This is a genomic window from Paractinoplanes aksuensis (assembly GCF_024137025.1).
In the GTDB taxonomy this organism is placed as follows: Bacteria; Actinomycetota; Actinomycetes; order Mycobacteriales; family Micromonosporaceae; genus Actinoplanes; species Actinoplanes aksuensis.
In genome coordinates, this window is sequence record NZ_JAMYJR010000016.1 from 87,095 (window position 1) to 112,200 (window position 25,106).

Below are 25,106 nucleotides of genomic sequence, written 5' to 3' on the forward strand. Positions count from 1 at the left end.
TACGCTGTGCCGGGTGAACGGTCCTCTGTCGGTGGTGACGATCGTCGCCGCCCTGGTGCTGGCGGCCTGGTATCTGTTGCGCTCCGCGCTCGACCGCGCGCCGAGCCGCTACGACCTGCTGGCCGCGGCCGCGCTCAGCGCGCTCGTCGCCGTGCTCATGCTGATCGCGCTGGTCGCCCTCTTCGGCGACTCCCGGCCCAGCGACACGGTCACCTTCATCGGCTATCTGATCACCACCATCGCCTTCACCCCGGTCGCCGCCTATCTGGCCCGGCTCGAGCCGACCCGGTGGGGCAGCCTCATCCTCGGCGTCGCCTGCCTGGTGATTCCGGTTCTCGTGCTGCGCCTGCAGCAGATTGCGTCGGTGACCGGTGCCTGAAGCCTCCACTCGCCCCCGCGACGCCGCCCTCGGCTCCGGCCTCGGCCGGGTGCTGCTCCTGGTGTACGGGGTGTTCGCGCTCTCGGCCAGTGCCCGCGCTCTCGTGCAGATCACCACCAAGTTCGGCGAGGCCCCGCTGGCGTACCTGCTCTCGGCCTTCGCCGGCCTGGTCTACATCTCGGCCACGGTGGGCCTGGCCATCGGCGGCGTCCGGGGCCGCTTGATCGCTTTGGTCAGCTGCTCGATCGAGCTGCTCGGCGTGCTCGTGGTGGGCGTCCTGACCGTGGCCGACGCCGGCGACTTCCCCGACGACACGGTGTGGTCGCACTTCGGCAGCGGCTACGGCTACGTCCCGCTGGTGCTGCCGTTCATCGGCCTGTGGTGGATCTGGCGCCACCGCCCTCGGCCGGCTTAAGCGCCCAGGAACTTCAGCAGCTTGGGCCAGGCGTCCAGCCGGCCCAGGGCGTCGGCCTGCGTGCCCCCACCGGCCTGGGCGTCCGGGCGGCTCGGGTGGTTGGGCACCGGGTTGCCGATGAAGTGGCCGGCGTCGGGCTCGCGTACCTCGGTCGTCGGGCGGTCGCCGCGGCGGGTTGCGATGGCGCCGGCCGCGGTGCAGCTCGGCCACAGCCGATCGGCCTCACCGCAGAGCAGGAGGACCGGGCCGCGGATCCGCTCGACCGGGATGATCGCGGCCGGGGTCTCCGCCGGGGTGACGAAGCCGTACTCGGACGGTTTGATGTGCGGCAGCGGCCGGCCACCGAAGCTCCAGGCGGCCTGGTTCTCGTCCGGGAGGCCGGGGTAGAGCACGGCGCTGGGCGAGGCCGCGACCACGCCGTGCACGAGGTCGGGATAGTGGACGCCGAGCAGCAGGGCCGCCTCGGATCCGCGGGAGGCCCCAATGACGTACAGGCGCTTCGGGTCGACGCCGGGCTGACCGGCCAGCCAGCGCAGGGCGCCGGCGAAGTACTCGAGCGGGACGCTGCGAAGGGCCTTCGGTCCTTCCGGTACGTCGAAGTAGCCGATGCCCAGGGCCGGGATGCCCTTGGCGGCCAGCGCGCGGGCGTTACGCACCCCGGCCGACGCGCCGCCCTCGGAGCCGCCGAACGTGAGCACGGCCGGACCGGGTGAGTGATCGCCGCCGGGTGCGAAGTAAGTGCCGGTGAAGCCTTCGTCGACGCTCTTCTCGACCACCCCCGGTGCGTCCTCCGTCCGTGTCACCGAGCTCTCGGCCACCGTCCGGCCATCGGCGGTCGCGGTCAGCCGGACCGGTTCGCCGCCGGCCGGGGCCTCAAAGGCGGACGGCTCCGGGCTGATCATCGACCAGAGCAGACCGGTGTCGTGCACGCCGGTGTAGTCGCCGGAGAGCGGCGCCTGAGCGGCCGGATCGACCCGGCCGTCCTGGTCGGCGCGGAAGACCGCGGTGGCCGCCCACGCCTGGCCGTTCTGGTCGGTGGTGGTGGCGCGAACCGTGACATCACCGCCCGGTGGCAGACCCGTGAGGGTCACACCGAGCGGCGCGTCGAAGAGCGCAGCGGGCGCGGCGACGTGGAACTCGGCGTCGGCACCGGGGTCGCCGGAGCACCCGGTCAAGGCCAGCGCACACCCGAGCACCACCACGATCAGCCTACGCACTGTTCGAGGCTAATCGATGCCGGCCGACCGCGCGCACCAGTACGCCCTAGGGCCGGGCGCCCAGGAACTTCAGGAGCTGGGGCCAGGCGCCGAGCCGGCCCAGCGCATCGGCCTGCGCACTGCCGCCGACCTCGGCCCAGTTGATGTCCTTGGCGGCTGGATGGTTGGGCACCGGGTCGCCGACCAGATGACCGGCGTCGGGTTGGCGTACCTCGGTGGTCGGGCGGTCACCGCGGCGGACCGCGATGGCGCCGGCCGCGGCACAAGCGCCCCAGAACCGGTCGGCGTCGCCGCAGAGCAGCAGGACCGGGTCGGCAATACGCTCGACCGGGATGATCGCGGCCGGGGTCTTCGGTGGCGTGATGAAGCCGTACTCAGCCGGTGTGATGTGCGGCAGCGGCTTTCCGCGGAGGGTCCAGGCGGTCCGCGTCTCGTCCGGGAAGCCGGGATTGAGCACGGCGCTGGGCGACGCTGCGACGACACCGTGCACCAGCTCGGGGAAGTGGACACCGAGCATCAGCGCCGCCTCGGATCCGCGGGAGGCTCCAATGACGTACAGGCGTTTCGGGTCGACGCCGGGCTGACCGGCCAGCCAGCGCAGGGCCCCGGCGAAATACTCCAGCGGGATGCGCTCGAGATTCTCCGGACGGCCCGGCTCGCCGAAGTACCCGATCCCGAGAGCCGGGATGCCCTTGGCGGCCAGCGCCCGGGCCGTGCGGACGCCGGCCCACGACCCGCCCTCGGAACCGCCGAAGGCGAGCACCGCCGGCCGCGGCGACTCGGCGCCGTCGACCGAGAAGTAGCTGCCGGTAAAACCTTCGTCGACGCCGTGCTCGATGACGCCAGGACCGTGGTGCACCCGCTCGATCGACGCCTCCGCCACCGGCTGCCCGTCCACGGTCGCGGTGAGCCGGACCGGTTGGTTGCCGGTCGGCTCCATGAAGGCGGTCGGATTCTCGCTGCTCATGGACCACAACAGGCCGGTGCTGTGGGCGCCGGTGTAGTCGCCGGACACCGGCGCCTGGGCGGCCGGGTCGACCCGGCCCTCCTTGTCCGCCCGGAAGACGCCGGTGGAAGACCACGCCTCGCCGTCCTGGTCGGTGGTGGTGGCGCGGATCGTGACGTCGTCGCCCGGCGGCAGACCGGTCAGGGTCACGCCGAGCGGCGCGTCGAAGAGCGCCTCGGGCACGGCGACACGGAACTCGGCGTCCGCTGCGGAATCACCGGTGCAGCCGGTCAGGGCCAGCGCACACCCGAGCACCACCACGATCAACTTTCGCACGAGCGGAGGCTAATCGATGCGCCGCGATCTAGCTGTCCGCCTCGATGGTGTGCGGGACGAAGAAGCTCATATCGTTGGTGACCAGGCCTTTGGTGCCCAGGCCCTCGCGGATGCCCATGCCGGCCGGCTCGCCGTCGATCAGCCAGGAGCCGATCACCGGGTGGACCGTGCCCTCGAGGCCCTCGAACGACGGCAGCTCGCACAGCTCCTGCACGACGAAGCGCCCGTCGGACCCGTACTCGGACGGGTTCTCGACGATCGTCTCGCCGTCGCGCACAAGCGTGACCGAACCGCCCTCGCGGCCCCAGATCGGCTTCTTGGCATAGCTCTTGAGCTGCGACGCCTTGGACGACTCGGCGAAGTAGGCCGGGAGCAGATATTTGCTGCGCTCGGGGTTGTCGCCGAACAGCATCCACATCACCGGCAGCAGGGCCTTGTTGCCGAGCAGGGCGGCCTTGTAGGGCGGCTCGATCCAGACCGTGCCGCGCTTGGTGGGGTCGGCCATGTTGCGGAAGAAGGCCTTGCCGCCCTCCTCGGTCCAGAACCATTCCCACGGGTAGAGCATGAAGATGATGTCGATCGGCTCGGACTTGTGCTCCTGGCCGGGGCCGGGCACGAAGACCACGCGGTCGCCGGCGACGTCCCAGCCGATCTGGCTCATCGCGATCAGCTCGACCGGGTAGCCCGCCTCCTCGGCCGTCGCCATCAGGTACGCGACGTTCATGCGGTCCTCGCCCGAGGTCTCCGACGTCTCGTACGCAAAAAAGATCTTGGGCTTCTCGGGCAGCCAGGTGCGGGCCTCGCGGAGCTTGTTGATGTTGCGTCGCCACGCGCCGGGGTCGCCGGGCTCACCGGGGGCGGCGGGCCAGCCGACGAGGCGGTCGTGGATCGAGTTCCACTGGCGCCACTCGTGCCGGGTGAGGTTGGTCTGGTCGGCCCAGTGCCACTGGATGACCGCGCTCTCGACCAGCGACGTGGGCGTCTGCGCGTTGAACTCGAGCAGCTTGGGCGTGCTGCCGGCGCCGTTGTACCAGAGGTCGAACCGGCCGTAGACGCTCGGCGAGTAGTCCGGCGTCTCCATCGGCAGCCGCATGTCGGGGTCTTTGTCGTAGTGCGTCCACGTCTCGGCGTCGCCGTCGAACCACGTGCGGATGATCTGCTCGTGGGCGAACTCGGGGATGCCGATCTTGGCGAGGTAGCACGTCGACGGGTTGCAGACCGACGCGAAGTAGCCGTCCTTGCGGCCCTGCACCGTGTGGCGCGGGCACTGCCGGACCATCCAGTCGCCGGCCTCGAGAGACATCTCGAACAGGGCCGTGGTGGCCGCCTCGAGCTCCTCGATCTCGGCCTGGGTGAAGTCGTAGTACGGGCCTTCCTGCCAGTACGAGACCATCGTGCCGTCGGGCAGCTCGGTGTCGTTGTAGGTCAGGCCGAGGCTGAAGTTGGTGAGCTTCCAGCCGTCGCGGATCGGGCCATGGGGAACTCGGCGCACGCTCAGCCGCCCGAGCTCTTGCTGGAACTGCGGGCGCTGCCGCCCTTGCCGACCACGCTGGTCTTCACGGTGCCATTCCCGATCTTGCCGGAGGCCGGGAGCCCGAACGACTGCCGGGCCGCGCGGTCGTTGTACGCGAATTTGTTGCCCCCGGACGGCAGCGTGCTGCCGACCGGGTAACCCGAGCGGTAAGCCGAGGAGTACCAGATGAAGAAGGGCAGGGCGCTGCCACCCGAGCGGTTGTCGTCGTCGTCGCAGTAATCCTCGTCGACCACGACCCCGTTGGCGTCGGCGCAGTAGAAGCCGGCGTCCTGATAGTCGTCGTCGTTGTCGCACGCCGCCGCGCCGCCCGCCGCCAGGAGCAAGAACGTGCTGGTGAGCGACACGCTGCGGGAGCTCATGCGTCGGTTCATCATCATCTCTTTGTAGCGCCTCTCAGCAACTTCTGCCTATGCGCGAGGCCCTCCGGCTACATAGATGACCTGCCCGGACACGAAACCGGCACCCTCGCTGACGAGGAAGGATACGGTGTTCGCCACGTCCTCGGGGCGACCCGCCCGACCGACGGGAATCTGAGCCACCGCAGCCTTCTCGAACTGGGCGAAATCCACCCCGACCCGGGCCGCCGTGGCCGCCGTCATGTCGGTGACGATGAAACCCGGGGCCACCGCGTTGGCCGTGATGCCGTACCGGCCCAGCTCGATGGCCAGCGTCTTGGTGAACCCCTGCAGGCCGGCCTTGGCCGCGGCGTAGTTGGCCTGACCGCGGTTGCCGAGCGCCGAAGTGCTCGACAAGCTGACGATACGGCCCCAACCGGCATCGACCATGTGTTTCTGCACAGCCCGGCTGAACAGGAACGCGCCGCGCAGGTGGACCGCCATCACGGTCTCCCAGTCGTCGTCGGTCATCTTGAACAGCAGGTTGTCGCGCAGCACGCCGGCGTTGTTGACCAACACGGTCGGCGCGCCCAGCTCGGCCGTGACCCGGTCGACCGCGGTGTTGACCTGGATCGGGTCGGAGACGTCGGCCCCGACCGCCAGGGCCGTCCCACCCGCGTCGTGGATGGCGGTCACCGTGTTGGCACAGGCGCCCTCGTCGAGGTCGACGACGGCCACGGACATGCCGTCGGCGGCGAGCTGGCGGGCGGTGGCCTCACCGATGCCGCGGGCGGCCCCGGTGACGATGGCGACGCGGGTGGGAGCGGACTGGGACACTATCGGCCTCCGTTGATAAATCTGCACTGAGAGTGCACTTTAACCCGCGATCACGGCGTACGGCGTAGGCGAATCCACCGGTATCCGTGACCGGCCACCTCGACCTTGTCCCATTTGCCCAGCTCCGGGTACTCCTGGTCGGCCAGGACGTCGTTGGGCTGTTCCGCCTCGCCGGCCAGGGAGCTGAGATCGAGGGTCGCCGCCTCGGTGCCCAGGTTGTGCACGAAGACCATCGTGCCGGTCTCGCCGTCCGCACGGTGGACCAACACACTGGTCGGGCCCGGAATATCGACATGCGTGCAGCTGCCCGTGCCGACCTCGGGCGCTTCCCGGAGCGTACGGATCATCCGCTCGAACCAGGACAGCAGCGATTGCGGGTTGTGGCGCTGGAGCGTGACGTTGACCTTCTCCCAGCCGTAGTCGCCGCCGGTGATGGCCGGGCGCACCAGGTCGCCGGTCCGGGCCGACGAGAAGCCGCCGTTGGGCAGCGACGACCACTGCATGGGCGTACGGATCGCGTAGCGGCCGTCCTCGCCGAGGTCCTCGCCCATGCCGATCTCTTCGCCGTAGCGCAGCACCGGTGTGCCCCGCAGCGAGAACTGCAGGGCGTAGGCCAGCTCGAGGTGCCGCCGGTCGTTGCCCAGCATCGGGGCCAGCCGCCGCCGGATGCCCCGGTCGTAGAGCTGCATGTCCTGGTCGGGCCCGAACTTGGCGAAGACCTCGGAGCGCTGCTCGGCGGTGAGCCGGGACAGGTCGATCTCGTCGTGGTTGCGCAGGAAGGTGGCCCACTGGCCGCCCTCGGGCAGCTTGGGGGTGTCCTTGAGACCGTCGATGATCGGCTCGGCGTCCTCGCGGGCCAGGGCCAGGATGAGCCGGCCGTTGAGCATGAAGTCGAACAGCATGTGGATGCGGTTGTTCGAGCCACCCTGGTCGCCGAAGAACTTCACCAGCTCGTCGGGCTCGACGTTGGCCTCGGCCAGCAGCACGGCGTCGGCCTTGCGCCACTGCACGTGCTGGCGCAGTTCGGTCAGGAAGTCGAGATCCTTGGGCGAGTTGGGATTACCCGGCTCGGTCTGCTCGATGATGAACGGCACGGCGTCCATGCGGAAGCCGGAGACGCCCAGCTGCAGCCAGAACGAGCAGATCTTCTTGATCTCTTCGCGGACCGCCGGGTTGTTGATGTTGAGGTCGGGCTGGAACTTGTAGAACCGGTGGTAGAACCACTGCTTGGCCGTGCGGTCGTAGCTCCAGGTCTCGTCCTGCTCGCCCGGGAAGACCATGCCCTGCTTGCGGTCGGCGGGCTCGGTCTCGGACCAGACATACCAGTCGCGGTACGGCGAATCGGGCGACGACCGGGCCGACTGGAACCACGGGTGCTGGTCGGAGGTGTGGTTGACGACCAGGTCGATGATCACCTTGATGCCCAGGTTGCCCGCCTGGTGCAGCAACTCGGCGACGTCGCCCAGGTTCCCGAAACGCGGGTCGACGTTGTAGAAGTCGGTGACGTCGTAGCCGTCGTCCCGGTCGGGCGTCGGGTGGATCGGGTTGAGCCACAGACAGTTGACGCCCAGCCGGGCCAGATAGTCGAGCCGCCCGATCAACCCCTTGATGTCACCGCACCCGTCGCCGTTCGAGTCGGCGAACGTGTCGATGTCGGCACAGTAGACAACGGCTTTCCGATACCACCGGTCAGTCATGCCCCTCTACTTCACCCTGACCCCGGCCCCCGAAACCGCCTAGCCGCGCAACCCGCCTCTCAGGTCGCGCGGCTAGGCGGTCAGGCGCCCGCGGTCAGGCGCCCGCGGTCACCCGGCCGCGCCGGTCGAGCAGGGACGCGCCGACGAAGACGGCGACCGGCACCAGCACGAGCAGCGCCCACTGGAACGGGTTGATCATGCGCGTCGACTCGGGGTGGCCCATGTTGTAGACGATGAACTGGCCGAAACCGAACTCGACCACCGGCACCGTCGCGATCACCGGCGCGGCCCAGCACAGCAGCCGGGCCCGCAGCCGAGGCTCCTGCCGGAAGATCGCCACTGCGGCCAGCACCACCGCGACCAGAACGAGCATCCACTGCAGGTCGTAGGAGCCGTTCCGGCTGGGCGGAGCGAACACACCCTGCAGGGCCAGGAGCGCGCCGGCAGCCACGACCCACTGCCAGTGCCGCGGCCGTGCAACGCCGCGATCGGCGATGAGCCCGGCCACCAGCACCAGAGCCGCGGCAACGATGAGCCAATAGGCGTAGAGCAGAGTGGCCGGGGTTTCCACATAGGAGCGCAGGGGCGCCAGGATCTCACCGGTCAGGCCGGCTGCAGCCCCGGCAGCGCCGAGCACACGCCACCCCATGAAGGCCGCGGCCAGGGCGACACCCCAGGCGGCCAGCCTGGTCCAGCTCAGCACGTCGACCGGCGGACCGAAGAACTCGGGGTGGCGGGCCAAGGCATACAGACCCCCGACGACGCGGCGCAGCGCGACAGCGAACAGCAGCATCGTGCCGAAGATCCACACCACCCGGGCCGCCCGGCTCTCGCCTGTCCACAGGCCGCGCAGGTGAGCGGCGACCGCGCCGCGCATGACGTCGACCACCTGGGCCGGGCCCGGGCGCTTGTCGGCCATCAGGACGCCGAGCATCTCGTCGCCGTACTCCCGGCGGAAGTCGCGTGGGTAGAACGCGAGCAGGCGGCGGTAGCGGATCTCGGTCACGCGGGTGCTCCCCCGAAGTCGGCGCGGCGGGCGCGCAGGCGCCCCTCAGCGATGGTGGCCTGCTCGCGCAGGCGGACGGTCTCGGCGGCGAGACTCTGCTCGCCGGCCCCCGTGAGCCGGTAGTAGCGCCGCAGCCGGGACTGGACGACCTCTTCGCGGTCGACCTCGATGAGGCCCTCGCCGCGCAGCCGGTCGAGCGCCGCGTAGAGCGTGCCCGCCCGCAGGCGCACCCGCCCGCTGGTCATGCCCTCGACGTCTTCGATCACGGCGTAGCCGTGCCGAGGCTCACCGGCCAGGGCCGTGAGAATCAGGAAGGTTGGCTCGTTCACGCCAGGAAGAGTATACCGACGGTCGGCATATAACCAGAGGCGCGAACATGAGGACCCATGAGCTGCGGCTTCAGGTTGGTTTCAGGCGCGCCGGGTAGAGAGGAACACGTGGCTGAAGCAGGTTTGGAGCAGGCAGGTGGACTGACCGGGTGGGTGGCGTCGGTCATCGAGTCCCTCGGCGAGGTGGGCGTGGGCCTGCTCGTCGCCCTCGAGAACCTGGTGCCCCCCATCCCCAGCGAGATCGTCCTGTCGCTGGCCGGCTATCTGGCCAGCGAAGGCCGGGTCAACCTGATCCTGGTGTTCATCGCGGCCACCGCGGGCTCGGTGCTCGGTGCGCTCGCCCTCTACTGGCTCGGCTACGCGCTCGGTGAGGACCGGCTGCGCCGCTGGCTCGACCGCATCCCGCTGGTCGACGCGGACGACCTGAACCAGGCCGACCGCTGGTTCGAGCGGCACGCGCGGGCGGCCGTGCTGTTCGGCCGGTGCGCCCCGGTGGTCCGCAGCCTGGTCTCGATCCCGGCCGGCGCCAACCACATGCCGCTGGTCCAGTTCACGATCTTCACCACGATCGGCAGCGGCGTCTGGAACGCGATCTTCGTCGGTGGCGGGTACGCCCTCGGCTCACGCTGGCAGGACCTCGAGAAGTACAGCCACTGGTTCGACTACGCGATCTGGGCCTTCTTCATCGTCACCATCGCGAGCTGGGTCATCAAGAAGGTGCGCAAACGGCGACGCGCGGCCGCTGGACGTTAGCGGCCGCGCGTCCTTACCGAATACGTCAGAAGCCGGCGCTGATCTTCGTGAAGGCCCAGTCGGCCTGCGCGATGCCGGAGCAGTCCGAGACCACGCCGCCACCGGCGCAGCCGCGGTCACGGTTGACCGCCCAGAAGGTGAAGCGGGACAGGTTCTTGCTCTTGGCGTAGTCGCGGATCCGCGTCCACGTCTCGACGCTGGTCAGCTCCTGCTGGTCCGAGAGCCCGTTCATGCCCGAGATGCCGATGCGCGAGTAGGCCTGGGCGTCGGTGTAGCCGAAGGTGGTTTTGAGCAGGTTCTTCAACCCCTCGGTGGCGCCGACCGTCGAGCCGTACATGTCAGCGCCGCCGCCGAAGTCGAACGGCATCTGCGTGAAGATGTCGATGTTCGCGTTGAGCGCCTTGGCCTGCTGCACCAGCCGCGTGCCATAGAAGTTCGGGCCGGTGGGCGAGGTGCCGAAGGTCAGAATCGTCTTCACGGACGGGTTCTTCTGCTTGACGATCTTCAGCGCGTTCAGCACCCGGTCCTGGACGACGGTGTTCTCGAACTCGTCGGTGTTCTCGATGTCGATGTCGATCGACTTGAGCTGGAAGGCGTCGATGATCTTCTGGTACGCGCCGGCCAGCGCCTCGGGCGTCGAGCAGTTCGGGCCGAGCTTGTTGCCGCTCCACCCGCCGACCGACGGCACGATGTCCATGCCGGCCGCCCGGGCCTGGGCGATGTAGCTGGCGTGGACGCCGCCGGTCAGCCCGCTCTCGCCGTCCCAGGCCGGGTTGCAGCCGTTGTTGGCGAGCACGAACGCGATGGTGAACGCCTTGACACCGGTCGACGCGATCGCCGACGGGGCCGGCGGGTTGCCCCAGCCGGGGTAGACGTACGGCGCCGAGGCCATCTTGGTGCCGGTGGCCGGCGGCGGCGTGGTGGGCGGGTTCGTCGGCGGGGTGGTGGGCGGCGTCGTCGGGGGCGTGGTGCCACCGCAGGCGCCGTCGTTCTTCCACACGTCCCACTGTCCACTGTGGGTGGCCGGGGATTCGTTCTGGGACCACCACTTGGCGCTGTAGTTGGTGCCGTTCTGCGAGGCGGTGTTGCCGCCGGTGTAGACCTGCGAGGCGTTCCAGGCCGGGGCGCACGCGGCGGCGGCGCTCGAGGTGGCCATCGGCAGCACCGCCGCCGCCGTGGAGGCGACAGCGACGGTGCCGAGGATGAGCAACTTCCTGCTCAACTTCACGGGGATTTCCTTACCGGGGATGGGGGTTCAGGGGAGGGTGGCGAGGTGCGGCTTGACCGTGTTGGCGAAGCCGTTGCCGTTGGTGACGTCCCAGTTGATCGACCACGTCATGGCGCCCCGGATGCCCGGGTAGGTGGCCGGCGGCCGGAACGAGCCGCAGTTGGTGGCCTTGGCCAGGCAGTCGAGTGCGTTGTTGACGACGGTCGGGGCGACGTAGCCGCCACCGGCGGCGCGGGTGCTGGCGGGCAGGCCGAGCGCGACCTGGTCGGGGCGCAGACCACCCTGGGTCTGGATGCAGGCCAGCGCGGTCAGGAAGTTCACGTTGCCCTGCGAGTACGCGTTCATCTGGTCGCAGCCGAGCATCGCGCCCGAGTTGTAGAACTGGGTGAACACCACGGTGAGGATGTCCTTGATGCTCAGCGCCAGCGCGAAGTAGGACGACTGCGGGTTCTGCATGTCGATGGTCTGGGGGGCCATCGTGATCAGCAGGCTCGCGCCGACCTTGGCCCGCAGGCTGCGCAGGGCCTGCGCCATGTAGGTCGCGTTGAGGCCGTTCTCGAGGTCGATGTCGACCCCGTCGAAGCCGTACGTGGTGATCAGCCGGTGTACCGAGTCGGCGAACGCGGTGGCGGCCGAGGCGCTGTTGACGGCGACCGTGCCCTTCTCACCGCCGACCGAGATGACGACCTTCTTGCCGCGCTGGTGCAGGGTGGCGATGTCGGCCCGGAACTGGGCGTCGGTGTAGCCGCCGACCGCCGCGGCCAGGCCCGGGTCGAGGTTGAAGGTGACCGCGCCCGGGGTCGAGGTGGCGTCGGCGAAGGCGACCGCGATGAGGTCGTAGTTGTTCGGGACGGCGGCCAGCTTGAGCGGAGCGGCGCCGTTGTCGAAGTTCTGCCAGTAGCCGGTCAGGAAGTGCTTGGGCAGCTGCCCGTTCGACGGCGGCGTGGTCGGCGGAGTCGTCGGGGGCGTCGTCGGTGGGGTGGTCGGCGGCGTGGTGGGAGGCGTCGTCGGCGGGGTGGTGGGCGGGGTCGTGCCGCAGGCGCCGTCGTTGCGCCAGACGTCCCACTGTCCACTGTGGGTGGCCGGGGACTCGTTCTGCGTCCACCACTTGGCGCTGTAGTTGGTGCCGTTCTGCGAGGCGGTGCCGCCGCCGGTGTAGACCTGCGTGGCGCTCCACGCCGGCGCGCAGGCTGCCGCGGCTGACGCCGAGCCGGTGAAGTAGGTCGCCGCGCCACCCGCGACGAGCGCCGTGACGGTCGCCAGGATTACCGATCTGGATCGCCTCATGGCCATCCCCTCCACCCGAACCCAATGAGATGTATCAATCATTAGGACTGTTAACAGTAAAAGTCCAGAGGGCCGGACCTTAAACATCCTTAAAGGTCCGGCCCCGCGTACGCGGGTGAAGCTATCGACGGAACTGGATCCAGTTCACATTGACGAAGTCGGCCGGCTGGCCGCTGGTGAAGGTCAGGTAGACGGTGTGGGTGCCGGTCACGTTCGCGACGTTGGCCGGTATCGACTGCCAGGTCTGCCAGCCGCCCGTGCCGGCCAGCGCGAAGCTGCCGATCGGCGCGTTGCTGCGGCTGTCCAGGCGCACCTCGACGAGGCCGCTGACGGCGTTGCCGGCCCCCGAGGCGACCCGGCCCACGAAGTCGCGCACTCCGCCCGTACCGAAATTGACGTTGTTGAACTGCAGCCAGTCACCGTTGGCGATGTAGCCGACGTCCTGCCCGCCCTCGGAACAGGTCTCGACCGTGACGCCGGCCGACGAGTTGAACGACTCGGCCTCGATCCGCGAGAACGCGTCCCGGGTGCCGCTGGGCGGCGGGGTCGTGGTCGGCGGCGGGGTGGTGCTGCCGCCGGAGCTCTGCCAGACGGCCACGTAGTCGACGAGCATCGGCACGCCGGGCTGGGTGGCCGAGGTGGGACCGCCCCCGAACGCGGCCGGGAAGCCGCCGCCGATGGCCACGTTGAGGATCACGAACATGCCGTGGTGGGTGGCGTTGTTCCAGGTCGTCGCGTCGACGGCGTTGGACGTGAGCGTGAAGTAGTTGTTGCCGTCCAGGTACCACCGCATCTGCTCGGGCGAGGTGCTGCGGTCGTATTCCACCGCGTACGTGTGGAAGCCGGTCTTGCAGCCGCTGCAGGCGCGCTCGCCGCTGGTCAGGCCGGTGGTCTCGTTGCACGGGCCGCCCGGGTTGGTGCCGCAGTGCAGGGCGGCGAAGACCGAGTCGCGGCCGTTGATGTTCTCGAGGATGTCCCACTCGCCGATGCTCGGCCAGTTCGTCGCGCCGACCGGGCGGGCGGCCGCACCGAGAGCCCAGAACGCCGGCCAGTATCCGGCGGCCGCGGCCCCGCTCACGTTGGGCTGCTGGATGCGCGCCTCGATGCGGACCTTGCCGCCGGTGGGCGCGGCGAAGTCGGTGCGCTGGGTCTCGACCCGGCCCGACGTCCAGTTGCCGGCCGAGTCGCGCAACGGCTTGATGACCAGGTTGCCGCGGCCGTCCTGATAGACGTTGTTCGTCGAGTCGGTCATGTACTCGATCTCGCCGGTGCCCCAGTTCGACGCGCCGCCGGGATAGCCGTGCCCGATGTCGTAGAGCCAGTTCGACCGGTTGAGCCCGGTGCCGGCCGAACCCGTGAAGTCGTCGCTGAAGACCAGCGACATGCCGGAGGGTGGGGTGGGCACCGAGGCGTTAGCGTTAACCGCAAAGACCGCAGTAGCACTGAGAGCCAGCATCGCCGCAGCTGAAGCCAGCAATACCCGGATTCTCGACCTGGTCATGAGTGCGCCTTCCGTCAGGGTTGTGAGAGCGCTCTCACGGATTTCACGCTTGTCACGAAGTCGCTGTCAATATGGACGGACATCGATTGCCCTAAAGGGCCACAGTTTCCCTGGGGCAAGCGTCGGGTAAGACCCGCGCATGGATCACGCGGACTCGATCGTCATCGACCCGGAACTGGCCGAGAGAGCGGAGTCGCAAGACCTGCACACGCTGGGCGTCGAAGAGGAATATCTGCTGGTCGACGCCGTCGAGCCGCGGGCCGTGGAGGCCGTCGAGGAGGTCTTCGACCGTCTTCCGGAGGACATCCGCGACTCCGTGCAGCACGAGTTCATGCGCAGCCAGATCGAGGTCGCCAGCCCGCCCCAGCTCGAACTGGGCACCCTGGCCAAGGCTCTGCGCGACCTGCGGGCCGGGGTGGCCGGCGCGGCTGAGGCGGCGGGCGCGCGGCTGCTGGCCATCGGCACCGGCCCGACCGTCAACGGACGGGTCCGGGTCGTCGACAATCCGCGCTACCACCGCATGCAGGAGCGCTTCGGCGACCTCTCCCCCGGCGCCGGCATGTGCGGCACCCACGTGCACGTCAGCATCCCCGACGACGAGACCGGCGTCCAGGTGCTCAACCACCTTCGCCCGTGGCTGCCGATCTTCCAGGCCGCCACGGTCAACTCGCCGCTGTTCGAGGGGCGCGAGACCGGGTACGCGAGCTGGCGCTTCATGCTCTGGGAGCGCTGGCCCACGGTCGGACCGGCGCCCTACCTGCGCTCGTTCCAGGACTACGAGACGATGATCGGCGACCTCGAGGCGAGCGGCGCGATGCTCGACGAGGGAATGCTCTACTGGTACGCCCGGCTGTCCGCGCGCTACCCCACGGTCGAGATCCGGATGGGCGACGTCATGCCCACCGCCGACGACGCGGTGCTGCTGGCCGCGCTGGCCCGGGCCCTGGTGGCCACGCTCGTGCAAGAGGTGCACGCGGGCACTCCCGCCCCCGACGTGCCGCACCCGCTGCTGATGGCCGCGCACTGGCGGGCCGCGCACGACGGTCTCGAGGGCCTCAACATCGACATGGCGACCCGGGAGCCGCGACCGGCCTGGAAGCTGATGCGCCAGCTTTTCGACTACGTGCGCCCCGAGCTCGAACGCCATGGCGACCTCGAGACGGCGACCACGCTGCTGGGGCGGCTGCGCGCGCACGGCACCGGCGCCGCGCGGCAGCGGGCGATCCTGGCCCAGGGCGGCTCGGTGGCCGACGTCGTCGACCGTTTCGCCCGGCTCACCCGGGGCGACGCCCCGGAGAAGTAGCCTGGTAACGCTCGTCTCATCAGCGGGAACGCGCCGGAAAAGTAGGCTGGTCTTGTGAAGCTCGTCGTCATCGGCGGGGACGCCGCCGGCATGTCGGCCGCATCGCAGGCACGCAAGCGCCTGGGCGAGAGCGACCTGTCCATCGTCGTGTTCGAGCGCGGGCGCTACACCTCGTACTCGGCCTGCGGAATTCCGTACTGGATCGGCGGCGCCGTCGACGACCGCGACAAACTCGTCGCCCGCACGCCCGAGGAACATCGCAAGGCCGGGATCGACGTGCGACTGCGGCACGAGGTCGTCGGCATCGACCTCGACCGGCGGGAGGTGCGCGCGCACGACCTCGACGGCGGCGGCGAAGTGCGGGAACCCTTCGATCATTTGGTGTACGCGGCCGGGGCGACCCCGTTCATGCCGGAGTGGGCCCGGGTGCGCGACGAGGGCGTCTTCGGCGTGCAGACCCTCGGCGACGGCGAGGCCATCCACGCGTGGCTCGACCGGAAACCCGAGCCGCGCACGGCCGTGGTCATCGGCGGCGGCTACATCGGGGTCGAGATGGCCGAGGCGATGGTGCTGCGCGGGCTGACCGTGACCCTGCTCGAGAAGTCGCCGCAGCCGATGGGCAAGACCGTCGACCCCGAGATGGGCGCGCTCGTCCAGAAGTCGATGCGAGGGCTGGGCATCGAGGTGATCACGGACGCCCACGTCGAGGGGCTCGAGACGGCCGGCGGCCGGGTGCGGGCGGTGGTCACGCCGGGCGGCGCGCTGCCGGCCGACGTCGTGGTGCTGGGTCTGGGCGTACGCCCGAACACGGCGCTGGCCCGCGAGGCCGGGCTCCCGGTGGGTTCGACCGGGGGCGTACGCACGGATCTGCGCATGCGGGTCGAGGAGCTCGAGGGTGTGTGGGCAGCCGGCGACTGCGTCGAGACCCGGCACCTGATCACCGGCCGTCCCGTGCATGTGCCGCTCGGCACCCACGCCAACAAGCAGGGCCGGGTGGCCGGCATCAACATCGGCGGCGGCTACGCGACGTTCCCCGGGGTGATCGGCACCGCGGTCACCAAGGTCTGCGACCTCGAGGTGGCCCGCACCGGCCTGACCTCCAAAGAGGCACGGGCCGCGGGCTACTCGTTCGTCACGGCCACGGTCGACTCGACCAGCCGGGCCGGCTACTACCCCGGGGCCGAGCTGATGACGGTCAAGGTGATCGCCGAGCGCCGCACCGGGCTGCTGCTGGGCGCGCAGATCGTCGGCCGGTCCGAGGCGGCCAAGCGGATCGACGCGCTCGCGGTGGCCGTCTGGAACCGGATGACGGTCGAGGAGATGACGGCGCTCGACCTCAGCTACGCGCCGCCGTTCGCCCCCGTGTGGGACCCGGTGCTGATCGCTGCCCGAAAGGCCACCGAGGCGGTACACGCCAGCCTTTGACCGGATTTGTGGTTCGAGCGTCACGGAGCGCTGCCAGCGGTTATCGCTCTGCGTAGCACGATCGCCACCGATATGGTCTCGCGCATGATCATGGGGCACGGTAGGCATGCAGCATGTCGCCGCAAACGCCCCGTATTCCGACGCAGGGTCCCGCTTCGGCGGCGGCCTCTTCCGGACGGCATCGGCGACCCGAATCCCTGGCCGACGTCGGTGCCCGAAGTGGACCGCGCGTGGCCGTCACGACGCTCGTCGACGCGCCCATCTCGTCGCGGTCCGCCCGGCACTCGCGCCCGGTCCGCGCGGGCCGGCACGCCGCCGCCCGCCCACCCGCGGGTCGCCCGCCGAGCACCGGCAGCCACCGCGCCCCCGGCACCCTGCCCATCGAGAACTGGCTGCTCATGGGCCGCACCCGCCAGGGCGCGCTGCTCGCCTCGCTGGTCGCGATCGGCGTGCTGCTGCTGGCCGTGCCGCCCGACCAGCGCCGTGACAGCTTCGACGCGGTCAACGCGGCCGCCCAGGCCGTGGCCGGCGTGCAGACCGAGAAGAAGACCCCGCGCCCGGTCGCCCCGCCGCCGGCCCCGGCTGAGGAGTCGGACGACCAGAAAGACACCGAGCCGGCCCAGAAGGAAGAAGAAGCGCCGGAAAAGGCCGAGGCCACCCCGAGCGCGCCGGTGAACTCGCCGTCCGCGCCCGCCCCCGACGCGACCGAAGCCGCGGGCAAGAAGAAGAAAGAGGCACCCGACGCCGGGCCCGGCCAGTCGCTGCGCACCACCGGCAGCCAGGTCGTCGCGCTCACCTTCGACGACGGCCCCGACCCCGTGCAGACCCCCCGGATCCTCGCCCTGCTCGACAAGTACCAGGTCAAGGCCACGTTCTGCCTGGTCGGCGTGCAGGTCCAGCGGCACCCCGGCATCGTCCGCGAAATCGCCGCGGCCGGGCACACGCTCTGCAACCACACGTGGGACCACAGCCTGACCATCGGTAAGGACAAGCCGGCCGAGATCAAGGCCGACCTGGACCGGACCAACGCCGCCATCCAGGCCGCCGTGCCCGGCGCGCCGATCCCGTTCTTCCGGGCCCCCGGCGGCAACTTCACCGACCGTCTGGTCGACGTGGCCGGCACCGGCGGCATGACGTCGATCTACTGGGAGGTCGACCCGCGCGACTGGGACCACCCCGAGAAGGAAACCGAGGCCCAGCACATCACGCGGGTCGTCAACAGCGTCCGCGAGCAGGTGAAGCCGGGCGCGATCGTGCTCTCGCACGACTTCAACCAGCCGGCCACCATTGCGGCCTACGAGAAGCTGCTGCCGTACCTGTCGGAGAAGTTCGAACTGGGCATCCCCGCGGTCGAGCCGCCGCCGGTGGCTACCCCGCCCGCTGACAGCTAGGACACCAGTAGAGGTTGCGCCCGGCCAACGGCCCCCGCGCCACCTCGGTGCCGCAGACCAGACAGGGCTGGCCCGGCCGGCGATAGACGTAGACCTCACCACCGTGCCGGTCGACGCGCGGCGCCCGCTTCATGGCCTCCGGCGTGTGCCGGGTGTGCACAGTGTCAATGCGGCCGCGGGCCACGCCCTCTTTCATGAGCGCGCGCAGATCGGTCCAGATCTCGTCCCAGGTCTCGGCGCTGATCGCCCGCCCCGGCGTGGTCGGCGCCAGACCGGCCCGGAACAGCACCTCGTTGGCGTAGATCAGCCCGCACCCGGCCACGATCGACTGATCCATCAGCAGGGCGAAAACGGCCTTGGTGCTGGCCCGCAGCCGCTCCCCCGCGCGCGTCGCATCAGCGTCGTCGCGCAGCGGATCGGCGCCCAGGCGGTCACGCAGGAGCTGGGCCTGGGCGGGATCGAACACCTCACAGGCGGTGGGGCCACGCAACTCGAGCCAGTGCGCGGCACCGACGAGGCGCATGCGAACTTGGCCCACAGGCGGCTCGGGCACCGGGGCCGGGCCGTCGGCGAACTTGCCGTAGAGGCCGAGGTGCACGTGCACGCTGAGGTCGCCCTCGTAGTGATGCAGAAGATGCTTCCCGTACGCCTCGGTATCGACGAGCCGCCGCCCGTCCACCCGCTCGGCGCCGCCGGCAAACCGCCCCTGCGGACTGCTGACCCGCACAACCTGCCCCGCGAAAAGCCCGCGGTGAAGCCCCGCAAGCCGATGAATGGTGTGTCCCTCTGGCACGGCGGCAACGGTACCCAGTTACACCGATTTAGCGCCATCCGACCGGGTGACCGGCCGCTGCTGAACCGTGCCGGGCCGGGCGTGGAACGATGAAGTCATGGTCAACGGTCCGGTCGCGTTCGTTCTCGGTGGGGGCGGCGTGCTCGGCGCCGTCGAGGTGGGCATGTTGCGGGCCCTGTTTCGTGCGGGGTTCCGGCCGGATGTGGTGGTCGGCACCTCGATCGGGGCGGTGAACGGGGCGCTCGTGGCGTCGGATCCGAACGAGGCGGTCACCGATCGGCTTGTGCGGCTGTGGACCTCGCCCGAGGCTGCCACCGTCTACGGCGACTCGATCGGGCGGCAGTTGCGCCGCTTCGCCGCCCGTACCCACCTGCACTCGCCGCTGCCGTTGCGCCGTCTCCTCGAGAGCGAGCTGGGTGAGGCGTCGACGTTCGCCGACCTGAAGGTTCCGTTCCACTGCTGCGCGGCCAGCATCGAGCGGGCGGCCGAGCACTGGTTCGACAGCGGTCCGCTGGTGGAGGCCGTGCTGGCCTCGTCGGCCGTGCCCGGGTTGCTGCCGCCGATGGAGATCGCGGGCGAGCACTTCGTGGACGGTGGGATCGTCAACTCGATCCCGATCGGCGAGGCCGTGCGCATCGGCGCGAAAATGATCTTCGTGCTGCAGGTGGGCCGGGTGGAGCGTCCGCTCGCCGTGCCCCGCCGGCCGTGGGAGGTGGCCCAGGTGGCCTTCGAGATCGCCCGGCGACATCGGTTCGCCCGTGAACTTGCGGCCCTGCCCGACGATGTACGGGTGCATGTCCTACCGACCGGCGGCGGCGAGGGCCGCGACGACAGCCCCTGGGCCTACCGCGACATGGCCGCGGTGGGCCGTCGCATCAGCCGCGCCTACACCGCGTCCCGCCGCTATCTGGCCGCCAACGTGCCGCCCCAGCCCGGGCCGGACGTGCCTTGATGCCGCTGCCGCCGATCTGGGTCCGCCGGCTGGTCATCGCGCCGGCCGTGGTGGTGCTGGCCGCCGCGCTGCTCTTCACGCTCCCGATCTGGCTGGTGCTCGCCCTGCTGGCCTCGCCGATGGTCCCCGGCCATCTGCGGGTGCCCCGGCTCGTACTGTTGCTGGTTCTCTATCTGCTCTGGGACGCGGCCGCGTTGGTGGTGCTGGCCGTGCTGTGGGTCGCTTCAGGGTTCGGCCGCAACATTCGCAGCCCCGGTTTCCAGCGCGCGCACTACGTGGTGACCGGTCGCTTCCTGGGCCTGCTGTTCTGGATCGCCAAGTGGGCGCTGCACCTGACCGTCGACGTGGTCGGCACCGACCCCGACACGGCGCTGCCGGGCCGGCCCGAGATCGTGGTGAGCCGGCATGCCGGGCCGGGCGACTCGTTCATCCTGATCCACGCGCTGACCAACTGGTTCCAGCGGGAGCCGCGGATCGTCCTCAAGGCCACCCTGCAGTGGGACCCGGCCGTCGACGTGCTGCTCAACCGCCTGCCCAACCGGTTCATCACGCCCGGCCGCACCGGCACCTCGACGCTCGAGCAGCAGATCGGCGAGACGGCCACCGGCCTCGACGACAACGACGCGTTCGTGATCTTCCCCGAGGGCGGTAACTTCACGCCGCGCCGCCGCACCAGCGCGATCGCCCGGCTGCGGGCGCGCGGGCTGGCCGACGCGGCGCAGCGGGCCGAGAACCTGCGACACGTGCTGCCGCCCAAGCCGGGCGGGCTGTTCGCGGCCATCGACGCGGCGCCCGACGCCGGGGTCATCTTCGTGGCCCACACCGGCCTCGACCGGATGATGACCGTGGCCGACGTCTGGCAGGAGCTGCCGATGGACAAGCGCCTGGTGATGAAGTTCTGGAGCGTGCCGCCCGAGGAGATCCCGGCCGGCGAGGAGGAGCGGGTCGCCTGGCTCTACGACTGGTGGGCCCGGATCGACTCGTGGATCGAGGACCACCACCCGGCGTTCCGCCCCCTCAGCACCGACTGGACAGCGCGCCGGTCCTCGGCGGACGTTTAGCCGTACGCCGAAAAGGCGCAAGCAAAGACCCCGGCCGCCACGCAGCCGGGGTCTTGAGGAAAGTCAGCTGCCGAGCGAGTTGTAGAGGCTGTCCGGAGCCTCGGTCACCTCGGACGCGGCCGGCTTGGTCACGCTGACCGGGGCGCCGTAGTCGCCGTAGACGACCTTCAGCGGCTGCGCGGCCTGCCCGTTGACGGCCGGGATCTCGATGGTCAGCTCGGACAGCCGGCCCTGGTCGTCGGTGGTCGCGGTGAACGGCACCGTCTGGGCCTGCGCGCCCGACTCGTCGATGGTGACCTGGGAGACGCCGGCCAGGCCCACGGCCTTGGTCAGATCGAGGGTCCCGGCGTACGCATTGGCCCCGGTGGACCGTACGTCAGTGGCCGAACTCAGCAGTTTCGAGGTGTTCACCGGGTCGAGCTGACCGGGGCGCAGGCCGACGTTCGCCCCCTCGGGCAGCCGCGCGACGTCGACGTGGGTCCACGTGCCGGCCTTGGTGAACCCGGGCACCTGCAGGTAGAGGTCCTGGCCGGCCAGCAGGGTCTTGATGCTGAGCTCGGCGTTGGGGCCGGTCGCCTTGAGGTCGGCCTCGCCGACCCCCTGGGCCGGGTCGACCGCGCCGGTCAGCTTGAAGCCGGAACCCGAGGTGGCGGTCATCGTGAAGCTGGTCGTGCCGAGCTGCGAGGTCGCCTGGGTCAGGGCCTCGACGGCGGCCGGGTCGGCCGCACCGACGGAAGCCGACGCCGTAGCCGTGCCCGGGGCCGAGGGCGGAGCCGACGCTGAACCGGACGGGGTGGTGGAGTCGCAGCCGGCCAGCGCCAGCGCGGCCGTCGCCATCGTCGCGATTCCCAGCCCCGCGAGCCGTGGTGTCCGCATGTCCGTCCCTTCAGCCCGGCCGGCGCCCGGGTGGGGCCGGCTCTGTGACCCAGGTCAATTCCCGATGACCGGGAACGGCAAACGGACACGACGGACAACCGGGCCGTCACGAAGGGGTGTGATGGTCGCCTCCGCGCCCGACACGGCATGATTGCCGTTGCACAGATACCCGCAGACCATCCGGAGGACCCGTGAGATTCGAGGTCAGCAAGGTCCTCGACGCCATCGAGGCGCGCCTCAGCACCGACCCGGCGCTGGCCCGGGCCGTGGTCGACCTGTCGGAGGTCGTCCGTTACGCCGACCTCGACGGTGGTCGCCCGGCCAGCTCGGTGCGCCTCGGCCTGGTTGTCGACGCCCTCGGCAAGCGTGTCTCGGAAGAGAACGTGCCCGTCTTCGTCGTGGCCCCGCGCGGCCTGCTCTCCGATACCGACCTCACGTCGAACGAGCGCATGGTCATCCGCCGCTGGGCCGACGACGGCAAGGTCGAGGTCGTGCCCCAGATCGACGACCGTGTCTTCGAGGTGGCCGAGATGCTGGGTCTGCCCGTGCTCACCCGCACGCGCGGCAACAGCGAGCGGCACCCGTGGGTCAACGAGCCCGGCCGCCTGCTGGCCGCGGTGGCCGGTGAGGGCGGCGCTCCGGTGCTGATGGCCCGCGTCGGCCGGGGCGAGCCGCCGCAGCAGGCCGACCGGTCCCCACTGGGCGAGCGCCTGCTGGCCCGGGTGTGGAGCTGCCCCGAGCCCAACTGCACGAGCTTCGGCTCGGGCGGTGACCCGGACAGCCCGTTCGCCGACATGCGCACCTACACCAGCCCGGTCTCGCAGCCGCCGCCGTCGTTGCGCAGCGGCGTGCCGACCTGTCCCCGCCACGGCGCTCAACTGCGCGATGCGGGCCCGCGGGCGGCGGTCGAGGTTCTTTCCGTACGCATCGACGGCGTGATCCGCCGCCGGTTCGTGGTCTCGACCGACGAGCCGGTGGTGGTCGGCCGCGCCCCCGAGGGCGGCCAGGGCGTCATGCTCGGCCAGTGGCTGACCGACGACGCCCGCAAGTGGATCAGCCGCGGGCACGTGCAGTTCACGCTGCGTACCGACGGCAACCTGACCGTGCAGGACATCAGCACCAACGGCAGCGGCGTGCGCCCCGGCGGCACGGTCAACGACGACGAGCGGGTCGCCCTGCACCGGCAGGAGAGCCGCACCCTGGCCGCCGAGGACGTGGTCGAGTTGTACGGCGGCGTCCAGGTGGGCCGCTCGAAGATGTGGGCCACCGGCGGCGTCGTCCAACCCGAATCGGTGATGGCCGAGGCGCCGACGATGGCCCTCCGAAAGTTCGAACGCTAGGAAGCGAGGATCGCCTCGAGCTGGTCGACCGCGTGGTCGATCTCCTCGCGGGTGACCACCAGCGGCGGGGCCAGGCGGATCGTCGAGCCGTGCGTGTCTTTCGCGAGCACGCCGCGCTCGGCGAGCCGCTCGCAGGCCTGACGTCCGGTCAGCAGGGCCGGGTCGATGTCGACGCCGGCCCACAGGCCACGGCCCCGGACCGCGACGACACCCCGGCCGATCAGCGCGTTCAGGCGGTTGTGCAGGTGCTCGCCGAGCTCGGCCGAGCGCCGCTGGAACTCGCCGGTGGCCAGCAGGCGCACCACCTCGCCGCCGACCGCGCAGGCCAGCGGGTTGCCGCCGAAGGTCGAGCCGTGCTCGCCCGGCTTCAGCACGCCCAGCACGTCCCGGTTCGCGGCCACGGCCGAGACGGGGACGATGCCGCCGCCGAGCGCCTTGCCGAGAACGTACATGTCGGGCACGACGCCCTCGTGCTCGATGGCGAACGTGCGACCGGTGCGGCCCAGACCGGACTGGATCTCGTCGGCCACCATCAGCACGTTGTTGTCGTCGCAGAGCGCGCGGACCGCGGCGAGGTAGCCGACCGGCGGCACGAGCACGCCGGCCTCGCCCTGGATCGGTTCCATCAGCACGGCGACCGTGTTCGGGGTGACGGCTGCCCGCAGCGCGGCCTCGTCACCGTACGGAACGATGGTGAAACCCGGCGTGTACGGTCCGAAGTCGGCCTTGGCGTCGGAGTCGGTCGAGAAGCTGACGATCGTGGTCGTACGCCCGTGGAAGTTGCCGTCGGCCACGATGATCTCGGCCTGGCCGTCCGGCACGCCCTTGACCTGGTAGCCCCACTTGCGGGCGACCTTGATCGCGGTCTCCACGGCCTCGGCGCCGGTGTTCATGGGCAGCACGAGGTCTTTGCCGCACAGCTCGGCCAGGGATCGGCAGAACTCGGCGAACTGGTCGTGCACGAAGGCCCGGCTGGTCAGCGTGATCCGGTCGAGCTGGGCGTGGGCGGCGGCGATCAGGCCGGGGTGCCGGTGGCCGAAGTTGAGCGCCGAGTAGCCGGCCAGGAAGTCGAGGTAGCGGCGGCCGTCGACGTCGGTGACCCAGGCGCCCTCACCCTCGGTGATCACGACGGGCAACGGGTGGTAGTTGTGCGCGGTGTAGCGCTCGGCCTCTTCGAGACGGGCGGGCGTTTGCATGTCCACGGTTGTCATGAGCGCACCTCCAACGTGCAGCACTTGGGTCCGCCGCCGGCCTTACGCAACTCGGAGACGTCGACCCCGACGGTCTGGTAACCCGCATTCTTCAATTCCGCGGCGAGATGCGCGGCCTGAACCGGCAGGACCACCGTACGGCCGTCGCTGACCGCGTTGAGGCCGAGCACCGCCGCGTCCTCGGCGTCGGCGATCACGGCATGCGGGAAGAGCAGCTTCAGTACGGCCTGGGAGCCGGGCGAGAAGGCCGCGGGCAGGTACGCGATGTTGGTGTCGTCGAGCACGCAGAGCGCGGTGTCCAGGTGATAGAGCGACGGGTCGACGAGCTGGAGCGTGATCACCGGGCGCCGCAGCACCTCTTGCGTCTCGGCGTGCGACGCGTGCGCGGTGCGGAAACCGGTGCCGGCCAGCAGCACGTCGCCCGCGAGCAGGATGTCGCCCTCGCCCTCGTTCGTGTGCTTGGGCTCGGTGACCTCGAAGCCCCGCTCGCGGAACCAGGCCGCGTAGGCCGGGGCCTCGTCGGCCCGCTCGGCGTCGCGGAACTGCACGGCCAGCACGCGGCCGTCGACCACGGTGGCCCCGTTGGCCGAGAAGACCATGTCGGGCAGCCCCGGCAGCGGCTCGATCAGCTCGACCGTGTGACCCAGGTCGAGGTACGTCTGGCGCAGGTTCTCCCACTGCCGCACGGCGAGCGCGTTGTCGTAGGGCGCCGTGGGATCCATCCACGGGTTGATCCGATAGGTCACCGCGAAGTGGGTGGGCCGGCACATGAGGTAGCGGCGCGGCGAAGCCGTGGTCGTCATGGCTGAAACGCTAGGCGCGGCACCCCTGCCCGGGCCGCAGTTCAACCCTGCAAGCTGCTTTCGATCATTGCGTGCTCGGGCCTCGCGGCGGAGATTCGTTGCAAACGCCTCGCGGGTGGCCTGAACCAGGCCACCCGCGAGATGAGTGTGC

Annotated in this window: 24 protein-coding genes; 9 read left to right on the forward strand and 15 right to left on the reverse strand. The window is 70.4% G+C overall.

Going from position 1 to position 25,106, the window contains the following annotated elements; translation table 11 throughout:
- Positions 1-13 precede the first annotated feature (13 nt).
- Both M1L60_RS16330 and M1L60_RS16335 read left to right on the forward strand, forming a co-directional pair.
- On the forward strand, positions 14-379 hold the full coding sequence (locus tag M1L60_RS16330; protein WP_253238269.1) for a hypothetical protein: 366 nt from the start codon (positions 14-16) through the stop codon (positions 377-379).
- Positions 372-794 (forward strand): hypothetical protein, encoded by a 423-nt coding sequence (locus M1L60_RS16335; protein ID WP_253238270.1) that lies wholly within the window; start codon positions 372-374, stop codon positions 792-794. The genes M1L60_RS16330 and M1L60_RS16335 overlap by 8 nt, the downstream gene beginning before the upstream one ends.
- Here M1L60_RS16335 and M1L60_RS16340 read toward each other — a convergent pair.
- The 8 genes from M1L60_RS16340 to M1L60_RS16375 all read right to left on the reverse strand — a co-directional run bounded on the left by M1L60_RS16340 (position 791) and on the right by M1L60_RS16375 (position 9,031).
- Entirely contained in the window at positions 791-2,011 is a 1,221-nt protein-coding gene (locus tag M1L60_RS16340; RefSeq protein WP_253238271.1) for an acyl-CoA thioesterase/bile acid-CoA:amino acid N-acyltransferase family protein, read from the reverse strand. The two genes, M1L60_RS16335 and M1L60_RS16340, sit on opposite strands and share 4 nt — an antisense overlap.
- Positions 2,012-2,057: 46 nt before the next feature.
- The gene (locus M1L60_RS16345) at positions 2,058-3,293 is read right to left on the reverse strand and encodes an acyl-CoA thioesterase/bile acid-CoA:amino acid N-acyltransferase family protein (protein WP_253238272.1); all 1,236 of its coding nucleotides are present in this window, start codon (positions 3,291-3,293) and stop codon (positions 2,058-2,060) included.
- 28 nt (positions 3,294-3,321) lie between these two features.
- Positions 3,322-4,785 carry a glutathionylspermidine synthase family protein gene (locus M1L60_RS16350; protein WP_253238273.1) on the reverse strand — a complete coding sequence of 488 codons (1,464 nt, stop codon included), beginning with the start codon at positions 4,783-4,785 and terminating at the stop codon, positions 3,322-3,324.
- Positions 4,786-4,787: 2 nt separating this feature from the next.
- Complete coding sequence (locus M1L60_RS16355) at positions 4,788-5,186, reverse strand: hypothetical protein (RefSeq protein ID WP_253238274.1); 399 nt, start codon at positions 5,184-5,186, stop codon at positions 4,788-4,790.
- Between the two features lie 48 nt (positions 5,187-5,234).
- On the reverse strand, positions 5,235-5,999 hold the full coding sequence (fabG, locus tag M1L60_RS16360; protein ID WP_253238275.1) for a 3-oxoacyl-ACP reductase FabG: 765 nt from the start codon (positions 5,997-5,999) through the stop codon (positions 5,235-5,237).
- Between the two features lie 50 nt (positions 6,000-6,049).
- On the reverse strand, positions 6,050-7,696 hold the full coding sequence (locus M1L60_RS16365) for an alpha-amylase family protein (RefSeq protein ID WP_253238276.1): 1,647 nt from the start codon (positions 7,694-7,696) through the stop codon (positions 6,050-6,052).
- 94 nt (positions 7,697-7,790) lie between these two features.
- Positions 7,791-8,702 carry a hypothetical protein gene (locus M1L60_RS16370; protein WP_253238277.1) on the reverse strand — a complete coding sequence of 304 codons (912 nt, stop codon included), beginning with the start codon at positions 8,700-8,702 and terminating at the stop codon, positions 7,791-7,793.
- Positions 8,699-9,031 carry a PadR family transcriptional regulator gene (locus tag M1L60_RS16375; RefSeq protein WP_253238278.1) on the reverse strand — a complete coding sequence of 111 codons (333 nt, stop codon included), beginning with the start codon at positions 9,029-9,031 and terminating at the stop codon, positions 8,699-8,701. Before M1L60_RS16375 ends, M1L60_RS16370 begins: the two co-directional genes overlap by 4 nt.
- A gap of 108 nt (positions 9,032-9,139) precedes the next feature.
- On the opposite strand from M1L60_RS16375, the gene M1L60_RS16380 reads away from it, so the two are divergent.
- Positions 9,140-9,784 (forward strand): DedA family protein, encoded by a 645-nt coding sequence (locus M1L60_RS16380; RefSeq protein ID WP_253238279.1) that lies wholly within the window; start codon positions 9,140-9,142, stop codon positions 9,782-9,784.
- Between the two features lie 25 nt (positions 9,785-9,809).
- Here the strand turns inward: M1L60_RS16380 and M1L60_RS16385 are convergent, their stop codons facing one another.
- The 3 genes from M1L60_RS16385 to M1L60_RS16395 all read right to left on the reverse strand — a co-directional run bounded on the left by M1L60_RS16385 (position 9,810) and on the right by M1L60_RS16395 (position 13,800).
- Entirely contained in the window at positions 9,810-11,012 is a 1,203-nt protein-coding gene (locus tag M1L60_RS16385) for a glycosyl hydrolase family 18 protein (protein WP_253238280.1), read from the reverse strand.
- Between the two features lie 27 nt (positions 11,013-11,039).
- A complete protein-coding gene (locus M1L60_RS16390) occupies positions 11,040-12,299 on the reverse strand; it encodes a chitinase (RefSeq protein ID WP_253238281.1) in 1,260 nt (419 codons plus the stop codon).
- 121 nt (positions 12,300-12,420) lie between these two features.
- Entirely contained in the window at positions 12,421-13,800 is a 1,380-nt protein-coding gene (locus tag M1L60_RS16395) for a carbohydrate-binding protein (RefSeq protein ID WP_438862116.1), read from the reverse strand.
- Positions 13,801-13,939: 139 nt separating this feature from the next.
- On the opposite strand from M1L60_RS16395, the gene M1L60_RS16400 reads away from it, so the two are divergent.
- The 3 genes from M1L60_RS16400 to M1L60_RS16410 all read left to right on the forward strand — a co-directional run bounded on the left by M1L60_RS16400 (position 13,940) and on the right by M1L60_RS16410 (position 17,919).
- Complete coding sequence (locus M1L60_RS16400; protein ID WP_253238283.1) at positions 13,940-15,103, forward strand: carboxylate-amine ligase; 1,164 nt, start codon at positions 13,940-13,942, stop codon at positions 15,101-15,103.
- A gap of 54 nt (positions 15,104-15,157) precedes the next feature.
- Complete coding sequence (locus M1L60_RS16405) at positions 15,158-16,528, forward strand: FAD-dependent oxidoreductase (RefSeq protein WP_308208497.1); 1,371 nt, start codon at positions 15,158-15,160, stop codon at positions 16,526-16,528.
- 230 nt (positions 16,529-16,758) lie between these two features.
- Complete coding sequence (locus M1L60_RS16410) at positions 16,759-17,919, forward strand: polysaccharide deacetylase family protein (RefSeq protein WP_253238284.1); 1,161 nt, start codon at positions 16,759-16,761, stop codon at positions 17,917-17,919.
- Here M1L60_RS16410 and M1L60_RS16415 read toward each other — a convergent pair.
- Positions 17,897-18,712, reverse strand: a complete 816-nt coding sequence (locus M1L60_RS16415) for an Fpg/Nei family DNA glycosylase (protein WP_253238285.1) — start codon at positions 18,710-18,712, stop codon at positions 17,897-17,899. The genes M1L60_RS16410 and M1L60_RS16415 overlap by 23 nt on opposite strands.
- A 97-nt stretch (positions 18,713-18,809) precedes the next feature.
- Between M1L60_RS16415 and M1L60_RS16420 the strand changes: the two genes are divergently transcribed.
- Both M1L60_RS16420 and M1L60_RS16425 read left to right on the forward strand, forming a co-directional pair.
- Complete coding sequence (locus M1L60_RS16420; RefSeq protein ID WP_253238286.1) at positions 18,810-19,664, forward strand: patatin-like phospholipase family protein; 855 nt, start codon at positions 18,810-18,812, stop codon at positions 19,662-19,664.
- On the forward strand, positions 19,664-20,725 hold the full coding sequence (locus M1L60_RS16425) for a 1-acyl-sn-glycerol-3-phosphate acyltransferase (RefSeq protein WP_253238287.1): 1,062 nt from the start codon (positions 19,664-19,666) through the stop codon (positions 20,723-20,725). The genes M1L60_RS16420 and M1L60_RS16425 overlap by 1 nt, the downstream gene beginning before the upstream one ends.
- Before the next feature lie 63 nt (positions 20,726-20,788).
- On the opposite strand, the gene M1L60_RS16430 is transcribed toward M1L60_RS16425, so the two are convergent.
- Positions 20,789-21,601 (reverse strand): hypothetical protein, encoded by an 813-nt coding sequence (locus M1L60_RS16430; protein WP_253238288.1) that lies wholly within the window; start codon positions 21,599-21,601, stop codon positions 20,789-20,791.
- A 191-nt stretch (positions 21,602-21,792) separates the two neighbouring features.
- On the opposite strand from M1L60_RS16430, the gene M1L60_RS16435 reads away from it, so the two are divergent.
- Positions 21,793-22,941, forward strand: a complete 1,149-nt coding sequence (locus tag M1L60_RS16435) for an FHA domain-containing protein (protein WP_253238289.1) — start codon at positions 21,793-21,795, stop codon at positions 22,939-22,941.
- On the opposite strand, the gene rocD is transcribed toward M1L60_RS16435, so the two are convergent.
- On the reverse strand, positions 22,938-24,152 hold the full coding sequence (rocD, locus tag M1L60_RS16440; RefSeq protein WP_253238290.1) for an ornithine--oxo-acid transaminase: 1,215 nt from the start codon (positions 24,150-24,152) through the stop codon (positions 22,938-22,940). The two genes, M1L60_RS16435 and rocD, sit on opposite strands and share 4 nt — an antisense overlap.
- Positions 24,149-24,955, reverse strand: a complete 807-nt coding sequence (ddaH, locus tag M1L60_RS16445; protein WP_253238291.1) for a dimethylargininase — start codon at positions 24,953-24,955, stop codon at positions 24,149-24,151. The genes rocD and ddaH overlap by 4 nt, the downstream gene beginning before the upstream one ends.
- Between the last annotated feature and the right edge of the window lie 151 nt (positions 24,956-25,106).

What these genes read in the sequence shown, in the direction of transcription:
- M1L60_RS16355 (WP_253238274.1), bottom strand. Translation starts at nt 5,186, where the DNA reads ATGAGCTCCCGCAGCGTGTCGCTCACCAGCACGTTCTTGCTCCTGGCG.
- M1L60_RS16365 (WP_253238276.1), bottom strand. Translation starts at nt 7,696, where the DNA reads ATGACTGACCGGTGGTATCGGAAAGCCGTTGTCTACTGTGCCGACATC.
- M1L60_RS16390 (WP_253238281.1), bottom strand. Translation starts at nt 12,299, where the DNA reads ATGAGGCGATCCAGATCGGTAATCCTGGCGACCGTCACGGCGCTCGTC.
- M1L60_RS16395 (WP_438862116.1), bottom strand. Translation starts at nt 13,800, where the DNA reads ATGACCAGGTCGAGAATCCGGGTATTGCTGGCTTCAGCTGCGGCGATG.
- M1L60_RS16400 (WP_253238283.1), top strand. Translation starts at nt 13,940, where the DNA reads ATGGATCACGCGGACTCGATCGTCATCGACCCGGAACTGGCCGAGAGA.
- M1L60_RS16420 (WP_253238286.1), top strand. Translation starts at nt 18,810, where the DNA reads ATGGTCAACGGTCCGGTCGCGTTCGTTCTCGGTGGGGGCGGCGTGCTC.
- M1L60_RS16425 (WP_253238287.1), top strand. Translation starts at nt 19,664, where the DNA reads ATGCCGCTGCCGCCGATCTGGGTCCGCCGGCTGGTCATCGCGCCGGCC.
- M1L60_RS16430 (WP_253238288.1), bottom strand. Translation starts at nt 21,601, where the DNA reads ATGCGGACACCACGGCTCGCGGGGCTGGGAATCGCGACGATGGCGACG.
- rocD (WP_253238290.1), bottom strand. Translation starts at nt 24,152, where the DNA reads ATGACAACCGTGGACATGCAAACGCCCGCCCGTCTCGAAGAGGCCGAG.
- ddaH (WP_253238291.1), bottom strand. Translation starts at nt 24,955, where the DNA reads ATGACGACCACGGCTTCGCCGCGCCGCTACCTCATGTGCCGGCCCACC.